The sequence below is a fragment of the Pseudoalteromonas sp. R86517 genome (assembly GCF_042466295.1).
Classification (GTDB): domain Bacteria; phylum Pseudomonadota; class Gammaproteobacteria; order Enterobacterales; family Alteromonadaceae; genus Pseudoalteromonas; species Pseudoalteromonas atlantica.
This window is the reverse complement of sequence record NZ_JAXHCB010000001.1, coordinates 2,949,714-2,974,135: the sequence shown is the minus strand read 5'-3', so window position 1 is coordinate 2,974,135 and position 24,422 is coordinate 2,949,714. Positions and strand designations below refer to the sequence as shown.

Sequence of the window (24,422 nt, the reverse complement as noted above, 5' to 3'; positions counted from 1 at the left end):
GATGTTGAGTTTTCTATATATAGGCTACACTTAAAATAAAAAAGCGGCCTTGTATGTTTAAAATTATTGCCAATGTAAGACAGCGTTACCGATGGGCGCTTATTGCTATTGCTCTGTTAATAAGTGGCTCAGCATTGTTGCTGCAGTATGGCTTTTCTGTACAAAAGTACGATGCTAAAATTATTAATATGGCAGGTAAGCAGCGCATGCTCTCGCAAAAAATTGCTTGGCATAGCAATGCACTTCTTTCATCACGAATCGATGTTGCTACCCATACCAATTCCCTCGAACACTCTCTCGCACAATTTAAAACAGCTCATGAGGTATTACTTACCAAGCAAGGTAGTAGTTACCGTTATTTAACGCCAGAATTAGTAAAGTTATACTTTTCTGAGCCAGCTAATCTAGATAGCGAAGTGAATGAATTTATTGCCCAAGCTAGTTGGCTGCTGTACCAAAAAGGCGAGGTAGACACACAGGTGCTCAACGTAGCACATGTAGAAAACCTGCTAGCTAAGCTTGACCGCGCGGTTACTTTATTTGAGCAACATGCAGTAAAAAAAGTTAACCGCGTGTCTAATTTAGAATTGCTGTGCTGGTTAGTCGCCATGGTGTTATTGCTCGTTGAGCTAAGATTTGTGTTTATGCCGATGGAAAAAGAGGTGGAACGCACCTTAACAGCTCTTCAAAAACAAAAGGACTTTGTAGCGCAAATGAGCCAAAACAAAGAGCACTTTATTGCCAGAGCAAGCCACGAATTTAGAACACCGTTACAGGGATTAATTACGTCGATTGATGAGCTAACCATCAATGCCGAGCAGCAAAATATTAAAACGCAAGCAAGCTACTGTGCCCTTAGACTTCTATCTATGCTTGATGAGCTACAAGACCTACAAGCACTAAGCACAGGAAAGTGGGCGCCAATTCTTAAAAACGAAAACCTTTTAGAATCCATAAACAAAGTGGTGTTGGCGTATGAGTATGCAGCGCAGCAAAAAGGGCTAACATTAATCACTCATTTTGATGAGTCTCTTAATTGTTTTTGTAAATTAGATCATCAGCGCTTACAGCATGTATTAACCGAGCTAATTAGCAATGCAATAAAGTTTACCGACAAGGGCGAGGTTGAAGTTGCTGCAAACATGCAAAACTCGCAATTACAATTAACCGTTAATGATAGTGGGTGCGGTTTTTCTAGCGAAATAACAGAACTAGAGTTTGACTCATTTAAACAAACTAACCACTTTCAAGGCCTGAGAACGGGATTAACACGGGCGCAGTATGTTGTTAAAGCGCTGCATGGTTCGCTTTCATTTAAAAACAACGCAGCGAGTGGCGCTCATGTTACGCTTAACTTGCCGATTGAAATTACTAACCAGCAAACAGAAAGAGAAGTCGAAAAAAAGCTTTTTTGCCTTGTGGTTGAAGACAATGAATTAAACACCTTGTTACTCACACGTATTTTGGCAACGTTAGGTGTGGACTATGAATGCGTTGTAAATGGCCTAGAAGCCTGCGAAAAGGTAGGTAAGGCTGACTATGACGTGGTGTTTATGGATTTAAACATGCCGGTCATGGATGGCTTTGAAGCGACTAAAAAAATACGCAAAGAGCTAAATAAAACCATGCCCATAATCGTTGTGACAGCAAATACCTCAGCCGAAGACATGGACTTAATTTATGAATATGGCGCGAGTGAGCATATTCATAAGCCCATAAGTAAGCAGGCAGTGGCTGATGCATTGGTAAATGTATGCATAGCTAATGAAATAAATTAATACGCAATTAAATACGCTTGCTAAAGCAATTTACTATACGTTAAGTTGTTTATTTAGCTTATGGTGAAGGCAGTATTGTGCAAAGTATTGTATTTGAACAATTTAGTGGTTATTTAAAAGGGCAAGGTAAAAGCTGTTACACAATTAATGACTTAAGTTGGCAAGTGAATGCTGGTGAGCACTGGCTCTTATTAGGCGCTAATGGCGCAGGTAAATCGGCATTGAGCGCCGCATTAACGGGTGAAGCTAAGCAGCAAAGTGGTACTTTTAAAAGTACCTTTAATAGCACGCAGCTTGTGTCATCTGATGTGCAAAAGCAGTTAATCAAAAACGAAATTGAGCATGAACATCACAGCTTAGTAAAAGATTTTATCTTCCCTCAAAATAGTAGCTACAACCATGAGTTACGTACAAAACTAATAGATGCCTTTAATTACAGCGCCCTTTTAGACAGGCATTTTAGAGATCTCTCTACCGGCGAAACCCGTAAACTCCTACTTATAAATGCGCTAAGTAGTCATGCTGATTTAGTGGTACTAGATGAGCCATATGATGGCTTAGATAAACATTCGAGTGAGGTGCTAAACACTTTATTAGAAACACTTAGCTCAACAATTAACTTTGTGTTTGTGTTAAATAGGCTTGATGAAATCCCGCCGTTTATTACTCATTACGCTTATGTAAATCAGGGGCAATTGCTGCATGTACTTAATAATCCAAACGCAGAGCAGCGTGCTGACTTGCTTAAACTACTGCATTTAACCCATACCGCTTTAGAAATACCTCAACCGGATGACTCCCAAGGCCGTGCAGAGTATACCGCCGATACATTGGTTAAGCTTAGTAATACAAAGGTTAGCTACGCTGGGGTTGATGTATTTAAAAATCTCAATTGGCAAATTAATAAACATCAACACTGGCAATTGAGTGGTAAAAATGGCTCAGGTAAAACCTGCTTATTAAATTTAATCACTGGCGATAACCCTCAATGCTACAGCAATGATATTCAGGTATTTGGTTTTAAGCGCGGAAGTGGTGAAAGTATTTGGGATATAAAACAGCATATAGGCTATATATCAAATGCACTGCATATGGATTATCGAGTAAGTATATCGGCATTGAATACGGTTATTTCTGGATTTTACGACAGCATTGGTTTATATCAAAAGCCAACAGAGTCACAAGTAAATACAGCTAAGCAATGGTTAGCGCTGATTGGGTTAGGCGATAAACAAAATAGCTCATTTACGCAACTTTCATACGGCGATCAGCGCATGCTATTAATAGTGCGTGCTATGGTAAAACACCCCACGTTACTTATTTTAGATGAACCTTGCTTAGGGCTTGATGAAGCAAATAGACAGCGAGTACTAATTTTAATAGAGAAAATTTGTGCCGCAAATACCAGCACCGTTATTTATGTAAATCACCATGCGGCAGACAAAATTAAAGGGATTGAGCATTATTTAAAAATGGAAGATTTTAATTAAAGGCTGGGCTGAATATGCCCAACCTTTAACGCCACGTTATAGGCGAGTAATGGTAAAGCCTGCATCAGTTAACTGTTTAATTAAACCATGCTGCTCCGGTAAGTGCAGCGCGCCTACAGCAATAAATAGCTTTTCGTTAGTTAAGCGAGGCACTAATTGCTCCACCCATTTATTATTACGATTAACTAGCATAACTTGCTCGCTTATTTCACCGTAGTTACTCTCGTCAAAACTCATGTTGTAGTATTCAGTCAGCGTATCCATATCACCATTTTTCCAGGCGTTTACTAACTTAATAAAATAAGTATTAATATCGGCAAGCTGTTCAAACGTTTCTTCAATCATTTCATTACTGAGCAAAGCCATGCCATCAAACATTTGCAGTTGCTGCTCTAGCGTTTCTAACTCTCCAATCGTGATATTTTGCTTTTTAGCGTAAGCAAGTACTTGCTTGTCTATGCCTGTTTGGTCAGAAAATCCTGCATTTTGAAATTCAATCTGCATCATGGTTACCATTACAGCCCAAGGTTTGAGGCCATTAAACATAGCTATATCAATCGATTTTTTAGCAAAGTAGTCTTTAAGCTTATTGTAGTTTTGTTTTGAGAGTTCTGTTTGTAATGTTTTGCCATCTTTAAGCATCATAAAGGGCATTGAACGCTGCTGCATTTGCAAAGGCGTGAGTTTACTAATATCTACTTCAACAACAACTTGCTCGCTTTGATCTATAGCCTTAGTTACTTTTTCTGGTAAGCCTTTCATGCTGGCATCGCCTACGTGAACTGTGCCAAACAAGTAAGAGCTAGTACCGTTTTTTTCTACTTTAAATAATGCCGGTGCTGCGACACTATTAAAACTAGTTGCTATAAAAAGTGCCAATATAAAAAACTGACTAATTCGAGTGAGGGCTTGCATGGTTTGTCCTTAAATCTAATTGAGTTGCCTAAATACTAGCTTAAATTAAAGCGCTTTAATAAACCTATTTGGTTATATTCAACACTTTTAAATGCGCTTATGAATTTAGTTGCACTAGGGCACCTTATTTAAATAGGGTGAATGTAATTGAGTGGTGCGTAATAGGGCTTGCGGAGTAAACCTGCCTAATTAGCAAAGTTTTAAGTTATTTACCGTGCTGCGCTGTTATTTGTACTACAATGTATCAAAAATTAATCAAGCCCTATATGGCTATTATGTGGCTAGTGAATTTACTTGATGCAAATTAAGGTATAGATTTTTCATTTAAGCCTTTTTTTGTGAATTTAAAATCCGTTTAAAGTCGCTTTTTGCTCTTTTGTTGAATTAAGTTTGGTGTTGACTTACTCGCCTCAGCACGGTACAAATACATATACAGAGCGAAGAGTATTACTTCGTAACAAATGAACACATTTTGGTATTAATTTCATGCTTACAAATGCACTTAACCTAGTCCTGATTATTATCGTGGTGATTATTCCCGCGAGGGCTTCGTAGTGCTATAAACTTAAGCATTAAAAAGCCCTCCGCACCTAACCGTTCGGAGGGCTTTTTAGTTTTAAGCACAAAGTTTTAAAAATTTTATACCAATTCGCTTAATTAAGTGATCTATTTTGAGGATAGATAAACGTGTTGATAGCTAGGCAAAAAATTCGCTATTTAGTTGTTCTAAATGAGAATTTTTTAACGCAGATAGCGACACTTTTAGCCCTCTAAAAATAATTAAGTATTATTGCGGATTGGTATTAGCTATAAGTTTTTTAAGTAAAGTAGGTAATTGGGTTGTCACTGAGGAATGAGGATTAATTAATGACAGGCGCAGAACTAACAATCGATTTATTAGCCAAGCACGGCGTAAATGAAGTATTTGGCTACCCTGGCGGAGCTATTATGCCCATTTACGATGCGCTGTATGGCGCGCCTGTAAAGCATTACCTTACTCGCCATGAGCAAGGTGCTGGTTTTGCCGCAGTGGGTTATGCTCGCAGCACAGGCAAATTAGGCGTTTGTTTTGCTACCTCAGGCCCAGGCGCTACTAACTTAATAACAGCACTTGCCGATGCAATGATGGACTCAGTGCCATTATTAGCAATTACAGGTCAAGTACCGACTGCCGCTATTGGCTCAGATGCATTTCAAGAAGTCGATGTACTAGGTATGTCACTGTCGTGTACTAAACATAGCTACATGGTAGAGCGCCCAGAAGACTTAGCTGAAATATTACAAGAAGCCATGCACTTAGCTCAAAGTGGTCGCCCAGGCCCAGTGCTTGTAGATATTCCAAAAGATATTCAAATGGCGCAAGTACCTTTTAAACCTTGGTTAGCTGCTGATGAATATTTACCACAACTTGATTTAAACCAAGTAGCCATTGCAAACCAGTTATTAACTGAAGCAAAGCAGCCAGTAGCGTATGTAGGTGGTGGCGTACAAGCCGCCGATGCGCAAAATGAGTTAATGCAGTTTTTAAACAAAACACAAATGCCAGCGGTATCAACATTAAAAGCGCTAGGCAGTGTGTTACCAGATTACGAGCACTACTTAGGAATGTTAGGCATGCACGGCACACAAGCGGCTAACATAGCAGTACAAGAGTGTGATGTACTTGTATGTATAGGCGCGCGCTTTGATGACCGCGTAACGGGCAACTTAGCCAAATTTGCAGCCAAAGCAAAAGTAATTCACTTAGACATTGACGCGGCCGAAGTAGGTAAACGCAAACCTGCTAAAGCGTCCTTAATTGCTGATCTAAAAACCTCATTACCCGCACTTGAGTGTGTTGTAACACCTAAAGCATGGTGCGATACAAATAAGCTCATGAGCGAAAAACACGCATGGCGTTACGACTACCCAGGCGAAAAAGTATTTGCCCCGTATTTATTGAACCAGTTAAGCCAGCGTATGCCAAAAACAGGCGTAGTGTGCTGCGATGTAGGCCAGCACCAAATGTGGGTGGCGCAACATATGAAATTTAACCACCCAAGTAATCACTTAAGTAGTGGTGGCGCAGGCACTATGGGCTTTGGTTTACCCGCGGCTATTGGCGCGCAAGTAGCACGCCCAGACGATTTTGTAATAACGGTGTCGGGTGATGGCTCAATCATGATGAACATTCAAGAGCTTGCCACTATACGTCGTAATAATTTACCAGTAAAAATACTAATATTAGATAACCAACGCTTAGGTATGGTTCGTCAATGGCAGGAACTGTTTTTTGAAGGGCGTTACTCTGAAACCAATCTTTCAGATAACCCTGACTTTGTTCAGTTAGCGGCGGTATTTGGTATTCCTGGGCAAACTATTACTAAAGCCAACGAAGTAGACGATGCAATCACTGCACTGGTAAACAGCGAAGGGCCGTATATTTTACATGCCTGTATAGATGATAAAGAAAACGTATGGCCGCTTGTACCACCAGGGGCTGCAAATGACGAAATGATTACGGAGAAAGCACAATGAAACACAGCTTAACTATTGCATTGAAAAACCAAAGTATTGCGGTGGAGCGCTTTTTACGTGTTGTGCGTCACCGTGGTTTTGACCTTACGCATTTTCAGCTTAATACCGATGAAGCTCAATATACGATAGCAATGACGGTCGATAGCGATAAGCCTATTCATCTATTAACCAGCCAGCTAAATAAGTTGGTAGACGTGAAAGAAATCAGCTTAGAAAATTTACAGCAACAAGCAGTGTAACTGCTAACGAAACACATTTACGCGTTACTGAATATAACCATCAGTAACTCAACAATTTTTAGAATGAGGAATGCCCGCTTACACAGCGGCAAAACAGAGGTAACTATGGCTAAATTAAGAAGTGCAACAACAACTGAAGGACGTAAACGCGCAGGCGCACGTGCATTATGGCGCGCAACAGGCATGACCGACACCGACTTTGGTAAACCTATTATTGCTGTAGTTAACTCGTTTACGCAATTTGTACCAGGGCATGTACACCTTAATCAGCTTAGTGAGCTAATGGCTGAAACAATCACGCAAGCGGGCGGCGTTCCAAAAGAATTTAATACCATCGCAATTGATGACGGCATCGCAATGGGCCACGGTGGTATGCTTTACTCACTGCCTTCTCGCGACTTAATTGCAGACTCTGTTGAGTATATGGTTAACGGCCACTGCGCCGATGCGATGATCTGTATTTCTAACTGTGACAAAATCACCCCAGGGATGATGCTTGCAGCGCTACGTTTAAATATACCGGTTATTTTTGTATCGGGCGGGCCAATGGAAGCGGGTAAAACCAAACTTGCTAACATCGATATTAAACTAGATTTAGTTGATGCCATGGTAAAAGGCGCTGATGAAACAGTAAGTGATGCTGATTCAGAGCAAGTAGAGCGCTCTGCGTGTCCTACCTGTGGCTCGTGTTCGGGTATGTTTACTGCCAACTCAATGAACTGTTTATTAGAGGCTATTGGCCTTGCACTACCGGGTAACGGAACAACGCTTGCAACTCATAAAGATCGTAAGCAACTGTATGTAGAAGCCGGCGCTCGCATTGTTGATTTGTGCCGCGAGTACTACCAAAAAGACAACCACGACGTGTTACCGCGTGCAATTGCAAACAAAACAGCCTTTATGAACTCTATGGTGGTTGATATTGCCATGGGTGGTTCATCTAATACCGTATTGCATTTATTAGCAGCAGCACAAGAAGCTGGTGTAGATTTTGATATGTCGCACATTGACGAGCTTTCTCGTAAAACCCCATTTTTATGTAAAGTAGCCCCAGCTACACCTGAGTACCACATAGAAGATGTGCATCGCGCTGGTGGCATGATGGCAATTGTACGTGAGCTAGGTAAAGCAGGTTTAGTTGATTTATCGGTAAACCACGTAGCGGGTATGACGATGGGTGAGCTTGTTAAAAAGTGGGATGCGACAGATCCTACAAACGAAGCAGCACAAAAGTTTTACCGTGCAGGCCCTGCCGGTATTCGTACTACAAAAGCAATGAGCCAAGAGTGCCGTTGGGATGAAGGCGATAACGACCGAGAGCATGGTTGTATCCGTAGTGTTGAACATGCCTTTAGACAAGATGGTGGCTTAGCTGTGCTTTCAGGTAACTTAGCGGTTGATGGCTGTATTGTTAAAAGCGCAGGCGTAGTGGACGAAATGCTGCATTTTGAAGGCACTGCCGTGGTGTACGAGTCACAAGATGATTCAGTAGAAGGCATTTTAAACGACGAAGTAAAAGCCGGTGATGTTGTGGTTATTCGCTACGAAGGCCCTAAAGGCGGCCCAGGTATGCAAGAAATGCTTTACCCAACGAGCTACTTAAAATCAAAAGGCCTTGCTGAAAAATGTGCCCTGATCACCGATGGTCGTTTCTCGGGCGGCACCTCTGGTTTATCAATCGGCCACGTATCGCCAGAGGCGGCAAGTGGCGGTGCCATTGCGTATGTTGAAAATGGCGACAAAATTATCATTGATATCGCAACACGTGAAATCACCCTTGCATTAAGTGATGAAGAGCTAGAAGCACGTAAACAAAAGCAATTAGCGCGTGGTAAGCAAGCGTATAAGCCGCTTGATCGTGACCGCTATGTATCGTCGGCATTAAAAGCGTATGCATTACTTGCAACCAGTGCCGATAAGGGCGCAGTACGTGATTTAGCCAAACTGGAGGAGCTTAGCTAATTATGGTTTCTCAAGAGCTCGATTATTTTCGCGCTATTATTCAGGCCAATATGGAACCGCTAGCTAAAGTAACTGAGGTCAGCGAAATGCGCGACCTCAGTGATAAATTAGGCAACCATGTTTGGTTAAAGCGTGAAGATCAACAGCCCGTGTATTCGTTTAAGTTACGCGGTGCTTATAATAAATTAAACAAGTTACCAAAAGGGTCTGTTGTTATTACGGCATCTGCGGGTAACCATGCACAAGGTGTGGCGCTTAGTGCTTCACACCTTGGCCATAAAGCCACTATCGTTATGCCAGTTACCACGCCTGAAATAAAAGTAAGTGCGGTACGTGCGCTGGGCGGTGAAGTGGTTTTACATGGCCATCATTTTGATGCTGCAAAAGCACATGCACTTGAACTAACAGAGCAACGCAATGGCGTATTTGTACCGCCTTTTGATGACCCTGACGTAATAGTGGGGCAAGGCACAGTGGCTCGCGAGCTTATGCAGCAACTCAACGAGCTTGATGCGGTATTTATCCCTGTTGGCGGTGGTGGTTTACTTGCTGGTATGGCGGTTTATATCAAATCATTACGCCCCGATATAAAAGTCATTGGCGTAGAAGCTGACGAAAGTGCATGTTTACAAGCCGCGCTTAAAGCGGGCGAGCCTGTTGAGCTTGACCGTGTTGGCAGTTTTGCCGATGGCGTAGCGGTTAAAGTTATTGGCAGCGAAACATTTCGCTTAGCGCAAAAATTTTGCGATGAAGTTGTAACAGTCAGTGGCGATGAAATTTGTGCCGCCATGCAAGATATTTTTGTCTCTACTCGCGCAATTTCAGAGCCCTCAGGTGCACTTGCAACCGCAGGGCTTAAAAAGTGGAGCCAGCAATCGGGCTTAAAAGGGCTGCATTTAGCAGCGGTGCTTTCGGGTGCTAACTTAAACTTTGATCGCTTACGTTATGTGGCTGAGCGTACTGCGCTAGGTGAAAAAAACGAAGCGCTACTTGCGGTGACCATTAAAGAAGAAAAAGGCAGCTTTAAGCAGTTTTGCACCTCTTTAGGTGGTCGGGCTATTACTGAGTTTAACTACCGTTATGCAGGTCCAGGTGAAGCGCAAATATTTGTAGGTATTGCCCTGCGCCAGGGTGAGCAAGAACTCAACGAGCTAAAACAAGACCTAACTAACAACGACTACCAATTTTGCGATTTATCAGATAACGAACTCGCTAAATTACACGTACGTTATATGGTAGGGGGTAAAGCACCGGAGCAGTTACACGAAAGGTTATTACGGTTTGAATTTCCGGAATACCCAGGAGCCCTTGCGCGCTTTTTAGATACCCTAGGTAGCAATTGGAATATTACTTTATTTCATTATCGCAATCATGGGGGGTCTATCGGAAATGTACTGGCGGGCTTTGCTATTGAGCCAAGCCAATTTGATATGTTTAACGAGCACTTAAACCGCTTAGGTTACAGTGTACAAGATGAAACACATAACCCGTGTTTTACGCAGTTTTTAACCTCTCAGCCACAAAGCCCAAACGTTGACAATTTAGCCTCAGCTTAGGGTTTTTATAAGCAAGTATGCACGTTTGCATGCTTGCTTTATCGTGTGTTTTAAATATAGTTACAGCTAATGACTACTATTTGGAACACCCAGTTGCTTATTAAAGGATTAATATTTGTAATTTTGCTTTTTTGCAGCCAACTAATGGCTCAAGAATCAGTCACTTTACAACTAAAATGGACCCACCAGTTTCAGTTCGCCGGCTATTACATGGCTCAGCAACAAGGCTACTACAAAGACGCCGGACTTGATGTAACCATACGCGAAGCCAATCCTAAAATGCCTGACACTTTCACGCCTGTAGCAAGTGGAGAAGCCCAATTTGGCGTAGCGCATTCGGGTATTTTACAACAAAGAGTAAACGGCCAACCGTTTGTAGCAATGGCGGCTATTTTACAGTTTTCTCCGTACTGTTGGATGGTAAAAGACAGCTCTGATATTTTTCACCCTCGCGATTTTACCGCTAAACGTATTACCGAAGTGAGTAAAAAAGACAGTACCGAGCTGCTAGTTATGCTTAAACGCAGCGGTATTGATATTGCCACCTTAGAGGTATACGAAGGCGATGAGCCTGCGCTACAAGCGTGGCAAGAAAACAAACTTGATGCAATGCAAGTGTATGTCACCACTCAGCCTTACTTTATGACTCAGCAAGGGGTATCGCACCGCCTTATATGCCCACAGCGCTATGGCATGGATGTGTATGGTGATGTGTTATTTACCAGCGAATCAATGCTTAAAAAGCACCCGCAAACGGTCGAAAAGTTTTACCAAGCGAGCTTAAAAGGTTGGCGCTATGCGATGATGAATATGGATGAAGCCATTGCAATTACTCAGCAAGTGTATGCGCCAAACAAAAGTTTTCATCAGCTAGCTTATGAAGCCGAAGTATTGAAAGACTACATAATGCCGCCTACGACCCATTTAGGGAATATGTCGATGGCTAAGTGGCGCTTAATTGCAGATTATTATGGCATTAAGCAAACGCAATTTGACGAGCACAAAGCTGGGTTTGTTTATAAATACCAAGAGCCAGAGCGATTACAACTGTCGTGGATGCTAATAGCCGCCTTTATTGTGAGTATTATTTCGATCCCCCTTTATTTGCGTTTAATACTTGGAAAAAAATAACCGCTTAATGCTGCTCTGCGCAACTGGTATAATTAAACGTCTTTTTACTATTTTAAGTTGTTATGAACCTAGCTGAGCAGTTTGCAGCACTCGATGCAGTGCTAATGAATACCCGCGAATATTGGCAATGTACAGCATTTGATTTTGATGAATTACCGTGGCCTGAGCTACAAGCGGCGTTAAATAACTTATCAGATGAAGATGTTGCAAGGCTTGATAACGATCAGCAACAGCTTTATCAATTTTTTAGCCCGTTTATTGCTGGGGTAGAGCAGCTACCTGAGCTGTGCAATTTACCAAAAAGTCAGCAGCAACGCGGTGAATACCCGTTTTGGATAAGTAACGGTATTAAAGGGCGTAAGTTTGAGCAACTGCAAGACTTTGTTTCAGCATTAACGAGTAGCACGCAGCCTGTACTAGAATGGTGCGCAGGCAAAGGGCATTTAGGCCGAATGCTTGCTTATAACGGCGCGCAAAGCGTACATAGTGTTGAGCTACAAGGGCATCTTTGCGAGCAAGGAGAGCACAGTGCACGCAAGCAAGGTTTGGCGATGAAATTTAGCCAAGCTAATGTGCTTGAAGATGAAACACGCCATTTTTTTAATACCGACACACATGCGGTTGCACTGCATGCATGTGGCGCATTGCACCAAACATTTATGCAACACGCCAGCGCCGCTAGGGTAAAACGTATTAGTTTTTCGCCGTGCTGTTATCACTTATTTACCGATAGTCGTTATCAGGCAATGAGTGAGCTTGCCCTTGCTAGTAAGCTTAATTTAACGCACCGCGATCTCAAACTGGCGCTGCAAGAAACAGTTACAGCCCCTTCACGTGTAGCTAAAATACGAAAAACTGAGGTGGAATGGCGCTTAGGGTTTGACGCACTTCGAAAGTCACTCACTCATGAACAATATTACGTGAGTGTGCCTTCAGTTAACAAAGCCGTGTTTTCTGATACGTTTGCACAGTTTTGCGCTTGGGCGGGGGATAAACAGTCTATAATTATCCCTCAAGACACTGATTACGATAAGTTTTTATTAATTGGTAAGGCGCGTAAAAAAGTAACAGAGCGAATCGAACTGGTTCGACATGTGTTTAGAAGAGCAATAGAAGTTTGGCTTGTGCTCGATCGTGCTTTATATTTGCAACAGCAAGGTTATCACGTTTCAGTTACCACCTTTTGTGAGAAACAATTAACTCCTCGCAATATTTTAATTCTTGCAAACACCAACTAAAAAGGCGCTCATTATTTGTCTTTTCTGGGGTGTAATTTCTATCCCGTCCTAAATAAGAGATGCAATGAGAAAGCTAAAAAATTTATTCGAAAACAACAAACGTTGGGCTGCACGTACAACCGAAGCCAACCCTGAGTTTTTTAAAATATTATCAATGCAACAAAACCCAGAGTACTTGTGGATTGGCTGCTCAGACTCCCGTGTTCCTGCCAACCAAATTGTAGATTTACTGCCGGGTGAATTATTTGTACACCGTAATGTAGCTAATGTGGTGGTACATACTGACCATAACTGTTTATCGGTAATGCAATACGCGGTAGAGGTGCTTAAAGTAAAACATATTATGGTGGTTGGCCACTACGGCTGTGGCGGTGTACAAGCGGTATTAAATAACGCCAAATTTGGTTTTATCGATAACTGGTTACGCCATGTTGGCGACGTAAAAGAAAAACACTTAGAACAGCTTAATGCAATGGATGAGCAACAGCGTTTAAGCCGCTTAATAGAGCTAAACGTTATTGAGCAAGTACGCAATGTGTGCAGAACAAACATAGTTCAAGATGCATGGGATAAAGGCCAAGAGCTCACGATTCATGGTTGGGTGTACGGATTAGAGAACGGCCACTTGCACGACTTATCATCGGTTGTAACCTGCGCCGATGAAGAAGGCGATGTGTATAAAAAAGCCGTTGCACATGTACTCGCTAAAGCCGGTTGCGAGTAATTTAAACAATGACTAAAACGGCGATAATCATAGGGGCAACAGGGGTTGTGGGGAGTGAGCTATTAACGCTTTTACTGCAAAACCCTGCGTTTGGCCATGTGATTGCTATAACTCGCCGTAAGCTGGACGTTGAACATACTAAGCTCACTAATCAGGTTATTGATTTTGATTGTTTAACCAACTACTGCGCGTTATTTAAAGGGGATGTGTTTTTTTCGTGTTTGGGCACTACTAAAAAGCAGGCTGGCTCAACCGCGGCGCAGCGTATAGTTGATTTTGATTATCAGTTTATTGCGGCGCAAATGGCGGCAAACAATGCAGTGAGCCATTATTGCTTAGTGTCATCAAGCGGCGCCAATGCGCACAGCATCAGCCCTTACTTAAAAATGAAAGGCGAGCTTGAGCAGCACATAAAAACGCTGGGCTTTGCAAAAGTAAGTATATTCCAGCCGTCTTTATTAATTGGTGAGCGAAACGATACACGAATAGCTGAGCAAATAGGCGCATTTGTGTTACCTGTTATTACTCAACTTCCTTTTTTAAAACGTTATAAACCCATTACGGGTAAGCAAGTGGCGCTAAAAATGTGCGCTGTAAGTTTGGCGCAGCAACAACCACTGCAATACTATGTATTAGAGGCACTTTTTAATACATAGTGGGTAAATGTTAAAACTAAAAGCAAAAAAGCAGCCTTGGCTGCTTTTTTTGTGGCTGAGTATACAGACGTAATACGTGCTACTCGGCGTTATTTTTAGCATTTAGTTGTTGCTCTAGTAACACAACTTTTGCTTCAAGCTCTGTGAGTTTTTCACGAGTACGAATAAGTACTTGGCTTTGCACATCAAATTCTTCGCGGCTAACAAAGTCCATTTCAGCCAGCTTATTTTGTAAAACTTGTTTGGTTTTACCTTCCAGTGTATCTGCTAGGTTTTTTACACCTTGCGGCATGTTGTTGGTGATTTGCTTAGCAATTTCTTCAAGTTTTGCTGGATTGATCATAATCGTCCCTTGCTGTTGCCCTAAAATGATAATGACTAATATTACCTTATACCTAAGGTATTTAATACATGATCACCACAATGGAATTAATTAATCTAATGGCTATGCCTGTATCTGTGGTTACGGTAAAATTAGCTGCCTTTTAAAACTCCATGGTCGTTATGAAACTCAATCCAAAACAAGATGAAGCAGTAAAATATATTAGTGGTCCGTGTTTAGTACTCGCGGGTGCAGGCTCAGGTAAAACGCGCGTAATCACTAACAAAATTGCTTATTTGGTGCAAAAGTGCGAGTACAAAGCACGTAATATTGCTGCGGTAACGTTTACGAATAAAGCGGCCAAAGAGATGCGCGAGCGTGTATTACAAACGCTTAATAAGCAAGAGGCGAAAGGGCTGTGGGTATCAACTTTTCATACCCTAGGGCTTGAAATAATTAAAAAAGAGCTCAAAACGCTTGGCTTTAAAGAAGGTTTTTCGCTGTTTGATGACCAAGATACTAACCAGCTGTTAGGTGATTTAACCGAAGACGAGCTTAAAAAAGACAAAGACCTACTTAATCTATTAAAAATGCAAATAGGCAGCTGGAAAAACGAATTAATTTTACCAGAGCAAGCTATACGCGAAGCACGTGATGCGCAAAAGGCGTTATTTGCGCAGCTTTACGCGCGTTATCAAAATCAGCTGCGAGCATATAACGCACTGGATTTTGACGATTTAATAATGATCCCCACCTTATTACTGAGTAGTAATGCCACCTCACGAGAGCGTTGGCAGCAACGATTTAGGTATTTGCTGGTGGATGAATATCAAGATACCAATACCAGCCAGTACCAGCTTGTTAAGTTATTAGTAGGCGAGCGAGCGCGTTTTACTGTGGTAGGGGATGATGACCAATCTATTTATTCATGGCGCGGAGCCCGCCCCCAAAACTTGGTACTGTTAAGTAAGGATTACCCCGGCCTTAGGCTCATAAAGCTTGAACAAAACTACCGTAGTGCCCAGCGCATTCTAAAAGCAGCAAATATTTTAATTGCCAATAACCCGCACGATATCGAAAAAAAGCTATTTAGTGAGCTTGGTTACGGTGAGCCGATTAAAGTGATTGGCTGTAGGGATGAAGAGCATGAGTGCGAGCGAGTTGTTGCTGAAATAATTTCTCATAAATTTATGAAGCGCACCAGCTATAAAGATTACGCTATTTTGTATCGCGGTAACCACCAGGCACGCGGTTTTGAAAAATCATTAATGAGTAACCGCATTCCCTATAAAATTAGTGGCGGAATGTCGTTTTTTTCGCGTTCAGAAATTAAAGATATTATGGCGTATTTACGCTTGTTGGTTAACCAAGACGACGATAACGCCTTTTTACGCATAGTTAATACGCCGCGCCGTGAAATAGGCACCGTTACACTTGAAAAGCTAGGCACACTTGCAAACGAAAAACACCAAAGCTTATTTGCCACCTGTTTTGATAACGACCTAGGCTACCGCCTTAAAGGGCGTGGCTTAAATGCGCTTTCGGGGTTTGCACGTTGGGTTGTTGAGCTTTCAGATAATGCAGTGCGTAGCGATACACTCGAAGCGGTAAAAGACTTGGTACGTAATATTAACTACGAAGCGTATTTATATGAGTCATCGCCAAGTGCCAAAGCGGCAGAAATGCGCATGAAAAACGTCTCTGAGTTGTATCGTTGGATCACCGATATGCTCACCGGAGATGCCGATAACGAACCGATGACCTTACCTGAAGTGGTCAGCAAATTAACGCTTCGCGATATGCTAGAGCGTAACGAGGAAGAAGACGAGTCTGATGCGGTACAGTTACTTACTTTGCACGCATCTAAAGGCTTAGAATACCCGTATGTGTTTATGGTTGGTATGGAAGAGGGGTTATTGCCACACCAAGTAAGTATTGACGAAGAAAACGTAGATGAAGAGCGCCGTTTAGCATACGTAGGGATCACACGGGCCCAGCAAGAGCTGACACTAACATATGCAAAAATACGTCGTCAGTTTGGCGAAACCTCACAAACAGAGCTAAGTCGCTTTGTGCAAGAGTTACCGCAAGATGACCTAGCGTTTGAAAACAAAAAAGCCCCAAGCTCGCAAGCTGAGCGCATGGAAAAAGGCCAAGCACGGGTCGCTAACTTAAGGGCGATGCTGAAAAAACCTAGTTAATAGACTGTGCGGCGTTGTTATTAGCCGCTACTGACTCCGATAAGCCTTGCTGCTTAGCAACAAATAAGTTTAGTCCGTATTTATCTAGCAAGGCTCTAAAGTTAAGTATAGAAGGGCCTTTGGCAATGACTTTTATGCCTTTTAGCTGAGTGATTGCCAGTACACCTTGTAATTGCAAGTTAAAACTTTCTTGTTGCAGTACGCGTTTACTAAAGGTTGAGCTAAGTAGTACATAATCGAAGGTAATGTCGGTCAGTGCATTTAGCTCACAGCGGTCTTTTGCAAAGTTATTTAAGCCAATGCTGTAGCCAAGCTGCGAGAGCTTTTTAAGGTTTTCTAGTTGAGTTGCACAGGCGTAACGTATTTCTTGGTCGTCAAACAATAAACACAGTTGGCTTTGCCCTTGCAGCTTACTTAATACCTCAGTAAATAAATTGAATTCAAGCGCTTCTAACAGTAACCCTGAGCATGGCAATAATACCATGGCTACATTTGCCGCTAAGGCATGGGAATAGGCGTGTTGTAATAGTTCTAATTCAACTTGGAGGTGCTGCTCTTTATCGGTTGCAAACTTTTTCAGCACTTCAAAACTGGTATAGCCTAATACAGGGTGTTCACCAAAGGCTTCAAACAGTGATTCTGATTGCTGTTGTTCATCAAGGTTTATAATATCTGCACTTCTAAAACTCATCGGGAGTGAATCAAGATGGTGCTGTGCTGGAGATTCTGCACTTGTTAGTGTTTGCGTTAATAACGGGTGGAACAGCTCATAGCGGTCGCGCCCTGCATTTTTAGCGTAATACATAGCAGCATCGGCATCGCGAATAATTTCATCGGTATGCTGATAACTTGAATTTGAGTACGTTATACCAATACTTGCACCACTTTGAATGCAGGTACCTTTGCTGCAAAATGGCTTTTTCATTATATTAATAATGCGATCAGCTACATCTTCTGCTTGTTGTAGCTCTGTTAAGTGGGTAAGCAAAATTACAAATTCATCACCACCAAGGCGAGCGAGTAAATCGTGTTCGCGAATACAATGCGAAAATAAATCAGCCACACTTATTAAAAATTGATCGCCGGCATGGTGACCTAGTTGATCGTTTATATCTTTAAACTTATCTAAATCAATAAATAACACAGCAAAGTGATGATCAGGAAAACGATGGTAATGCTGCAGTGTTTTTTCTAGCTGGGTTAAAAACAAGCTGCGGTTAGGGAGGCCCGTTAATGAGTCGTGATGCGCATCATGATAAAGCTGCTGCTCTACTTTTTTACGCTCATCAATTTGCATTTGTAAATGTAGGTTAGCTTGTTGCAGCGCCTTTGTTTTTTCGTTAACTCGATACTCTAACTCTTGGTGGCTAGATTTAAGTGCTTGAGTGGCTAATTTAGTTTGTAAAACCGTGGCAATTTGGTGTGATACAAATGTAATAAGCTCGCAGTCGTCTTTGCTAAAAATATGATTATTATTATACGCTTGGCATGCAATTAAGCCGATAACCCCTTGCGATGTTTTAAGCGGAGCACCTAGCCAGCTGGTGGCCATTTGCTCCTCTGGTACTGGCTTATTTCGTTGTACATCACCACTTTCTAATAGCTCTTTGGCTCTACTAGGGTGTATAAGTTGGGTCTGCTCGCTGCTAATAACCAGTTCGCTATAACCTTTTGCAAACGGCCTTGGCTCGGTGTTGTCTTTAAATTCATCCACACAGTACGGGAAGCTAATCCAACCAGTCTCTTTGTTATAAAGTGCAATGTATAAGTTTTCTGCGTATGTAATGGTTTTTATTATTTGATGAATTTTTACATAGGCATCATCTAAGTTTTGCGCTTGCGTTGCCAACTCCGATATTTTAAACAAAATTTGTTGGCGTTGTAGTGCGCGTTTTCGTTGTTCAATTTCTAGGTTTAGCGCATCATTACTTTGCGTGAGCGCGCGGGTGCGAATTTTTACTTCAGATTCGAGCAGCTCTCTTTTTTTAACTCGCTCTATGGCTGTGGCTAAGTATAAAGACATTACTTCGAGTAAATGCACTTGCTGGCTGCTGTAATCTTGGTGTTTATCGTAACTTTGCGCAGCAAGTACGCCAATAATGTTTTGCTCTTGATAGATAGGAACACCAACCCAGTACTCAGCAGGTGAGCCTAGTGCTTTAAACAAGCCGTTTTGTGCAGCGCTTTGCATTTCTTGTTTGGTAAAGCAGGTGGTTTTACCAAGCTTATAAACGTAGCCTGTAGCGCCTTCTTCAAAACTATTATCTTGATTGAGGGCGACTGATATACCATCTTTTTCATCGCAAAAATAAGAAAGTTCCAAGGCATGAGTATATTGATTAGCAAGCACCACGTAAAAGCTTTTACTAGGTAGGTATGCTTGTAAAATGTCATGGATAGCGGGGTAAAGTAAGGTTAATTCGGCAACAGAGCTTGCTTGCTCTGATAGCTGGATCAGGGCATTTTGTAAGTGGTGAGATTGCTTATACTTTTCTAATAGCGCTTTAAGACGTTTATTTTGGTGCGCTAGTTTACTCGGTGCCGCGGGCTTATCTTCCGATGACATGAATCATATTATTTTATTATTGTATGTTTATTAAACGTATAATTTCACTTTTAGTTGCGATCGTCAAGTAACTAATGCCCTAAAACAGCAACTAAAAAGTTTATTTTAGGAATAAAAAAAGGCCTATTATAAAAATAGGCCTTTTTAAATTAATCACCCTAGTTATCAGGGGTTTAATTAAATTATTTAGATGTCATGAAATCAATAGCTGCGCTAATCTCATCATCAGAACAATCCATACATGTTCCTTTTGGCGGCATCGCATTAAAACCGTTGATAGCGTGATCAAGCAGTACATCTTTACCTTTAGCGATACGCGGTGCCCAGTCATCAGCTGATTTAGGTGCACCTAGTGCGCCAGTACCGTGACAGGCAAAACATGCGCCTTGGTACACTTGCTCACCAGAGCGAGGGCCAGTAGGAGCTGCGGCTGCAGCAGCTTTCTCGCCTTCAAGATAAACAGCGCCAACTGGTGCTAAACGTTTTTTAATCGCATCTTCAGTCATAGAGTTATCATATGGCTGTGCGTATGCGGTGGTTGCTAGCACTAATAATGCTGCAGCTGATAGTTTTTTCATTTTGCCTTGCTCACTTCGATTTGAACGTGATCAATCACGATTATAGATGACGGAAATTAAACCGATTATACCTTTGTGTAACAATTTATAAAACGCCCACTGGTGTTTTTATCAATAAAACTGACTAATTTTTGCGTTAACGCAATAAAATTGCATGTTTCAGTTAACAAACATTTATAATCGGTGGCTTAGTAAATCACTATTTAAGCTAATGCTAGTACGTTTTTAACCAATTTCTCGATCCCCGCATCGGCATCTAAAATAGACTGCGCCAGCATATATGCAGGGGTGGTAACGAGTTTATTGTCCTCATCAATCACAATATCATCAACCGCACAGGCTGCGTGAGTAGAGCCTAGCTGGGTTAAAGCGCTTGCGGTCTGTTCATCATTACCTATGGTTAAAGTAGCATTGGGATATATAAACGGAATTAAAGCCGGCGCAATACACATGTAGCCAGCGGCTTTTTGTGCATTAGCAAATTGTTTACAGGCCTCTAATACTAGGTCGTTTATCTGCGCATCAGCGCCTTTAACGGCAAAATCACATAAGTTTTTAGCGGCACCAAATCCCCCTGGTACTATTAACGCATCAAATTCAGATGCCTTTAATTCGCTTAATGATTTTATATCACCACGGGCAATGCGTGCTGCCTCAGTGAGTACATTACGGTTGCTTGGCATTTCTTCACCGGTGAGGTGATTAATAGTGTGAAGTTGTTCTATATCAGGAGCAAAACATTGATATGCAGCACCGTTTTTAGCTATGTGCAGCAGTGTTAATACTGCTTCGTTTATTTCACTGCCATCGTACACACCACAGCCGGCTAATATTACAGCTATCTTTTTCATGCTTTTGTGCTCCTTAAGTATTTTAAATAAGTCGTTTGGATGAAGTTTAACACGGGCCAAAACACACACTAAAATAATTTTTTAGTTTAAAAAGTATTCGCAGTGCAAGTTGTATTGCGGTTTATGCCATTTTTGCCAGTGCGCTTGTAAAAAAAATTATAAAGGATCGCTATGATCTTTGATCCATTATGCTAGAATACTCCTCCGGTTATTTAAATGGATACAAATAACTAAAGTGACTAACAGCGGATGTATCAGTTAGAAAACCTTTTTCCACATTGGTTTTAAAATAATAAAAAAAGAACCTCGTATTATCTTTTTTAAACAAAACAAGCAGTTATTTATTTTTCTAAGCATTTTATTATGCATTGGAGGAATAGCTCGTGGCTGTTATCTACAAAGTTATCCACAGGTTGCTCCGCAATAATTATGGCTACTAAGCGTAATTCACTGTCGTTTTATTCACAACCTTATGGCATGCTTGTAATAATATTACTTTTTTGTATTTAGGATCCAAATTCACCATGGCTCAGATCCCCGAAAACCCGCTAATTTTAGTTGATGGCTCTTCATATTTATTTCGTGCTTATCATTCTCCACCGCATTTAACCAATTCTAAAGGTGAAGCAACTGGCGCTATTTATGGCGTGGTAAACATGCTTAAAAGTTTGATCAAACAATATGATCCGAGCCACATGGTGGTGGTGTTTGATGCCAAAGGCAAAACGTTCAGAAACGATATGTATAGCGAGTATAAAGCTAACCGTCCGCCGATGCCTGACGATTTGCGAACGCAAATAGCGCCACTGCACAGTATTATTAAAGCGATGGGCTTTCCGCTAATTAGTATTGAAGGGGTTGAAGCAGATGATGTTATTGGTACGTTTTCACGAATAGCAACTGAGCAAAAGCGCCATGTATTGGTTTCTACAGGCGATAAAGACATGGCTCAGCTAGTTAACGAGCATGTTACGCTAATAAATACCATGACCGACAGCATTTCAGATCCTCAAACCGTTGTTGAAAAATTTGGTGTGGGTCCTGAGCTAATCATCGACTATTTAGCGCTAATGGGTGATAAGGTTGACAACATCCCAGGTGTTGAAGGCTGTGGACCTAAAACAGCTGTTAAATGGCTACAAAAATATGGATCGCTTCAAGGTGTAATTGATAATGCCGGCGACATTAAAGGCAAGATTGGTGAGAAGCTTGCAAACGCCCTTGATCATTTACCACTTAGTTATGAGCTTGCCACCATTAAATGTGATGTTGAGGTAGAGTCAGACCTAGATACCTTTAAAGTACAAGAGCCAAATAAAGATGAGCTTATTGCACTGTATGGTGAGTGTGAGTTCCGCCGCTGGTTAGCTGAGCTGCTTGATAATCCAAAAGATGCAGAAAAAGCGCTCCCTACTGAGGCAAATGAACTGCCAAAAGTAGAAGATGCACATTACGAAACTATCTTAACCGAATCACAATTTGATACGCTTATTGAGCAGCTAAATAGCGCTGAGTTATTTGCCTTTGATACCGAAACAACCAGCCTTGATTACATGCAAGCGCAGTTAGTAGGTATGAGCTTTGCTGTAAAAGCAGGCGAAGCTGCTTACTTACCAATTGCACACGACTACCCGGGTGCACCAGAGCAATTAAGCCTTGAATATGTAATGCAAAAGCTTGGGCCAATCCTCGCCGATGCTAACAAAGCTAAAGTAGGGCAAAACCTAAAATACGACAAGAGCGTACTGGCTAATGCAGGCTATGAGCTCAATGGCATTAAGTTTGATACTATGCTTGAGTCGTACGTATTTAATAGCGTGGGCACTCGCCATGACATGGATTCATTAGCGCTTAAATACTTAGGCCATAAAAACATTAGCTTTGAAGATATAGCCGGCAAAGGGAAAAAGCAGCTTACCTTTAATCAAATTGAGCTTGAGCAAGCTGCGCCTTACGCAGCAGAAGATGCCGATATTACACTGCGTTTACACCAAGTACTTTGGCCAAAATTAGAAGCTGATGAGAAGTTAAAGTCAGTATTTGAAACAATAGAAATGCCATTAGTGAATGTTATTTCTGATATTGAACGCACCGGCGTAGCAATTGATAGCAACATGCTGGCGGCGCACAGCCAGCGTTTAGGCGAGCGTTTACTTGAGCTTGAAAAAGAAGCGTTTGAGATAGCTGGCGAACCATTTAACCTAAGCTCGCCAAAGCAGCTGCAAGTACTTTTATTTGAAAAACTTGAGCTGCCAGTCATTAAAAAAACACCTAAGGGCGCGCCTTCAACGGCTGAAGAAGTGCTACAAGAACTTGCCCATGACTACCCATTACCTAAGGTGATTATTGAGCACCGTGGTTTATCTAAGCTTAAATCAACCTATACCGATAAATTACCACTGATGGTTAATGAGAAAACACAGCGCGTGCATACTTCTTATCATCAAGCTGTTACGGCCACAGGGCGTTTGAGTTCTACCGATCCTAACTTACAAAATATCCCTATTCGTTCTGAAGAAGGACGTCGTATACGTGAGGCATTTGTAGCGGCACAAGGCTATAAAATTGTGGCTGCCGATTACAGTCAAATTGAGCTGCGTATTATGGCGCATTTATCGCAAGACAAAGGGCTACTAAATGCCTTTGCTAATGGGTTAGATGTGCACAGTGCAACCGCTGCTGAGGTATTTGGGGTTGAGCTAGAGGATGTAACCACAGATATGCGCCGTAAAGCTAAAGCAGTAAACTTTGGGTTAATTTACGGCATGTCAGCCTTTGGTTTAGCGCGTCAGCTTGATGTACCACGCCACGAAGCGCAGCACTACATAGATAAATACTTTGAGCGTTTCCCTGGGGTACTTGAGTACATGGAAACAACCCGCGAAAAAGCGGCCGAGAACGGGTACGTAGAAACTATTTTTGGGCGTCGATTACACTTACCAGAAATTAATGCACGTAATGGAGCTCGTCGTAAAGGCGCCGAACGCGCAGCAATCAATGCACCAATGCAAGGCACAGCCGCTGATATTATTAAAAAAGCAATGCTGAGCGTGCATAGCTGGGTTAATCAACAAGCTCCCAATACCATTAAGTTACTAATGCAAGTACACGATGAATTGGTGTTTGAGATTAAAACCGATTGTGCGCAAGCATACACAAAGCAGATTTGTGAGCTAATGTCGCAAGCGGCTAGCTTAGATGTCCCTTTAATTGTAGAAGCTGACGAAGGTGAAAACTGGGAACAAGCCCACTAACCTAAAACATGCTTACATTTTAAAAGCGCCGCAAGGCGCTTTTTTATTGCCTCTAAATAACTCACTCAATTAAGCGAATCGATATAAGTATTTCTACGCGTAAACAAAGTTTAGTTAAAAGTAGGTTAATTTAAGCAACTATTTGTATTAAATAGTTATATGTTCGTCAATTCGAACTATTTTGGCGGAATATCATTGTATTTTTATGCGCGCTTTTGCTAAAGTGCGCGCGTCCTCATCCTGTAGGACATCCTGTTGATGATGCATCTGAAAAGGTGCAACAAATTGATAGCTTCTCCCCAGTTTGCTATATCGGCCTGCTTGTTTTAAGCAGGCTGCTTTTTCTTCCTCATTAGATTGCCCTTTAAAGCTAAATGGCACCGCTAAGCGCTTTTTTACTATTCACACTTTATGCTCATTTATACTTATTATTTTTTGTGCCAT

The 24,422-nt window shown here is 41.7% G+C and carries 17 protein-coding genes; 12 read left to right on the top strand and 5 right to left on the bottom strand.

Going from position 1 to position 24,422, the window contains the following annotated elements:
* The first annotated feature begins 53 nt into the window (after positions 1 to 53).
* Together SJY38_RS13465 and SJY38_RS13460 are read left to right on the top strand one after the other, a co-directional pair.
* On the top strand, positions 54 to 1,778 hold the full coding sequence (locus tag SJY38_RS13465; RefSeq protein WP_273589779.1) for a response regulator: 1,725 nt from the start codon (positions 54 to 56) through the stop codon (positions 1,776 to 1,778).
* 77 nt (positions 1,779 to 1,855) lie between these two features.
* On the top strand, positions 1,856 to 3,268 hold the full coding sequence (locus SJY38_RS13460) for an ATP-binding cassette domain-containing protein (RefSeq protein WP_273605464.1): 1,413 nt from the start codon (positions 1,856 to 1,858) through the stop codon (positions 3,266 to 3,268).
* A gap of 36 nt (positions 3,269 to 3,304) precedes the next feature.
* Here the strand turns inward: SJY38_RS13460 and SJY38_RS13455 are convergent, their stop codons facing one another.
* A complete protein-coding gene (locus tag SJY38_RS13455; protein ID WP_138577667.1) occupies positions 3,305 to 4,183 on the bottom strand; it encodes a TraB/GumN family protein in 879 nt (292 codons plus the stop codon).
* 867 nt (positions 4,184 to 5,050) lie between these two features.
* Between SJY38_RS13455 and ilvG the strand changes: the two genes are divergently transcribed.
* The 8 genes from ilvG to SJY38_RS13415 all read left to right on the top strand — a co-directional run bounded on the left by ilvG (position 5,051) and on the right by SJY38_RS13415 (position 14,206).
* Positions 5,051 to 6,700: an acetolactate synthase 2 catalytic subunit gene (gene ilvG / locus SJY38_RS13450; protein ID WP_004589294.1), complete on the top strand. Its 1,650-nt coding sequence runs from the start codon at positions 5,051 to 5,053 to the stop codon at positions 6,698 to 6,700.
* On the top strand, positions 6,697 to 6,939 hold the full coding sequence (gene ilvM, locus SJY38_RS13445; RefSeq protein ID WP_004589295.1) for an acetolactate synthase 2 small subunit: 243 nt from the start codon (positions 6,697 to 6,699) through the stop codon (positions 6,937 to 6,939). Before ilvG ends, ilvM begins: the two co-directional genes overlap by 4 nt.
* A gap of 105 nt (positions 6,940 to 7,044) precedes the next feature.
* Entirely contained in the window at positions 7,045 to 8,901 is a 1,857-nt protein-coding gene (gene ilvD / locus SJY38_RS13440) for a dihydroxy-acid dehydratase (protein WP_024032149.1), read from the top strand.
* Between the two features lie 2 nt (positions 8,902 to 8,903).
* Entirely contained in the window at positions 8,904 to 10,457 is a 1,554-nt protein-coding gene (gene ilvA / locus SJY38_RS13435; RefSeq protein WP_064386299.1) for a threonine ammonia-lyase, biosynthetic, read from the top strand.
* 144 nt (positions 10,458 to 10,601) lie between these two features.
* Positions 10,602 to 11,588, top strand: a complete 987-nt coding sequence (locus tag SJY38_RS13430) for an ABC transporter substrate-binding protein (protein ID WP_036963445.1) — start codon at positions 10,602 to 10,604, stop codon at positions 11,586 to 11,588.
* A gap of 62 nt (positions 11,589 to 11,650) precedes the next feature.
* Positions 11,651 to 12,826 carry a methyltransferase gene (locus tag SJY38_RS13425; protein WP_377109969.1) on the top strand — a complete coding sequence of 392 codons (1,176 nt, stop codon included), beginning with the start codon at positions 11,651 to 11,653 and terminating at the stop codon, positions 12,824 to 12,826.
* A gap of 64 nt (positions 12,827 to 12,890) precedes the next feature.
* Positions 12,891 to 13,550, top strand: a complete 660-nt coding sequence (gene can / locus SJY38_RS13420; protein ID WP_024032154.1) for a carbonate dehydratase — start codon at positions 12,891 to 12,893, stop codon at positions 13,548 to 13,550.
* An 8-nt stretch (positions 13,551 to 13,558) separates the two neighbouring features.
* Complete coding sequence (locus SJY38_RS13415; RefSeq protein ID WP_264390192.1) at positions 13,559 to 14,206, top strand: NAD(P)H-binding protein; 648 nt, start codon at positions 13,559 to 13,561, stop codon at positions 14,204 to 14,206.
* 79 nt (positions 14,207 to 14,285) lie between these two features.
* Here the strand turns inward: SJY38_RS13415 and SJY38_RS13410 are convergent, their stop codons facing one another.
* On the bottom strand, positions 14,286 to 14,549 hold the full coding sequence (locus SJY38_RS13410) for an accessory factor UbiK family protein (RefSeq protein ID WP_004589302.1): 264 nt from the start codon (positions 14,547 to 14,549) through the stop codon (positions 14,286 to 14,288).
* Between the two features lie 161 nt (positions 14,550 to 14,710).
* Here SJY38_RS13410 and rep point away from each other — a divergent pair, with 161 nt between their 5' ends.
* Positions 14,711 to 16,729, top strand: coding sequence for a DNA helicase Rep (gene rep, locus SJY38_RS13405; protein WP_004589303.1), 2,019 nt, complete (start codon positions 14,711 to 14,713; stop codon positions 16,727 to 16,729).
* Here rep and SJY38_RS13400 read toward each other — a convergent pair.
* The 3 genes from SJY38_RS13400 to elbB all read right to left on the bottom strand — a co-directional run bounded on the left by SJY38_RS13400 (position 16,722) and on the right by elbB (position 20,724).
* Complete coding sequence (locus tag SJY38_RS13400; protein WP_096738961.1) at positions 16,722 to 19,295, bottom strand: diguanylate cyclase domain-containing protein; 2,574 nt, start codon at positions 19,293 to 19,295, stop codon at positions 16,722 to 16,724. The two genes, rep and SJY38_RS13400, sit on opposite strands and share 8 nt — an antisense overlap.
* A gap of 182 nt (positions 19,296 to 19,477) precedes the next feature.
* Positions 19,478 to 19,873: a cytochrome c5 family protein gene (locus SJY38_RS13395; RefSeq protein WP_004589305.1), complete on the bottom strand. Its 396-nt coding sequence runs from the start codon at positions 19,871 to 19,873 to the stop codon at positions 19,478 to 19,480.
* 203 nt (positions 19,874 to 20,076) lie between these two features.
* Positions 20,077 to 20,724 carry an isoprenoid biosynthesis glyoxalase ElbB gene (gene elbB / locus SJY38_RS13390; RefSeq protein ID WP_029773398.1) on the bottom strand — a complete coding sequence of 216 codons (648 nt, stop codon included), beginning with the start codon at positions 20,722 to 20,724 and terminating at the stop codon, positions 20,077 to 20,079.
* 524 nt (positions 20,725 to 21,248) lie between these two features.
* On the opposite strand from elbB, the gene polA reads away from it, so the two are divergent.
* Complete coding sequence (gene polA / locus SJY38_RS13385) at positions 21,249 to 23,978, top strand: DNA polymerase I (protein ID WP_029773397.1); 2,730 nt, start codon at positions 21,249 to 21,251, stop codon at positions 23,976 to 23,978.
* Positions 23,979 to 24,422: the final 444 nt, after the last annotated feature.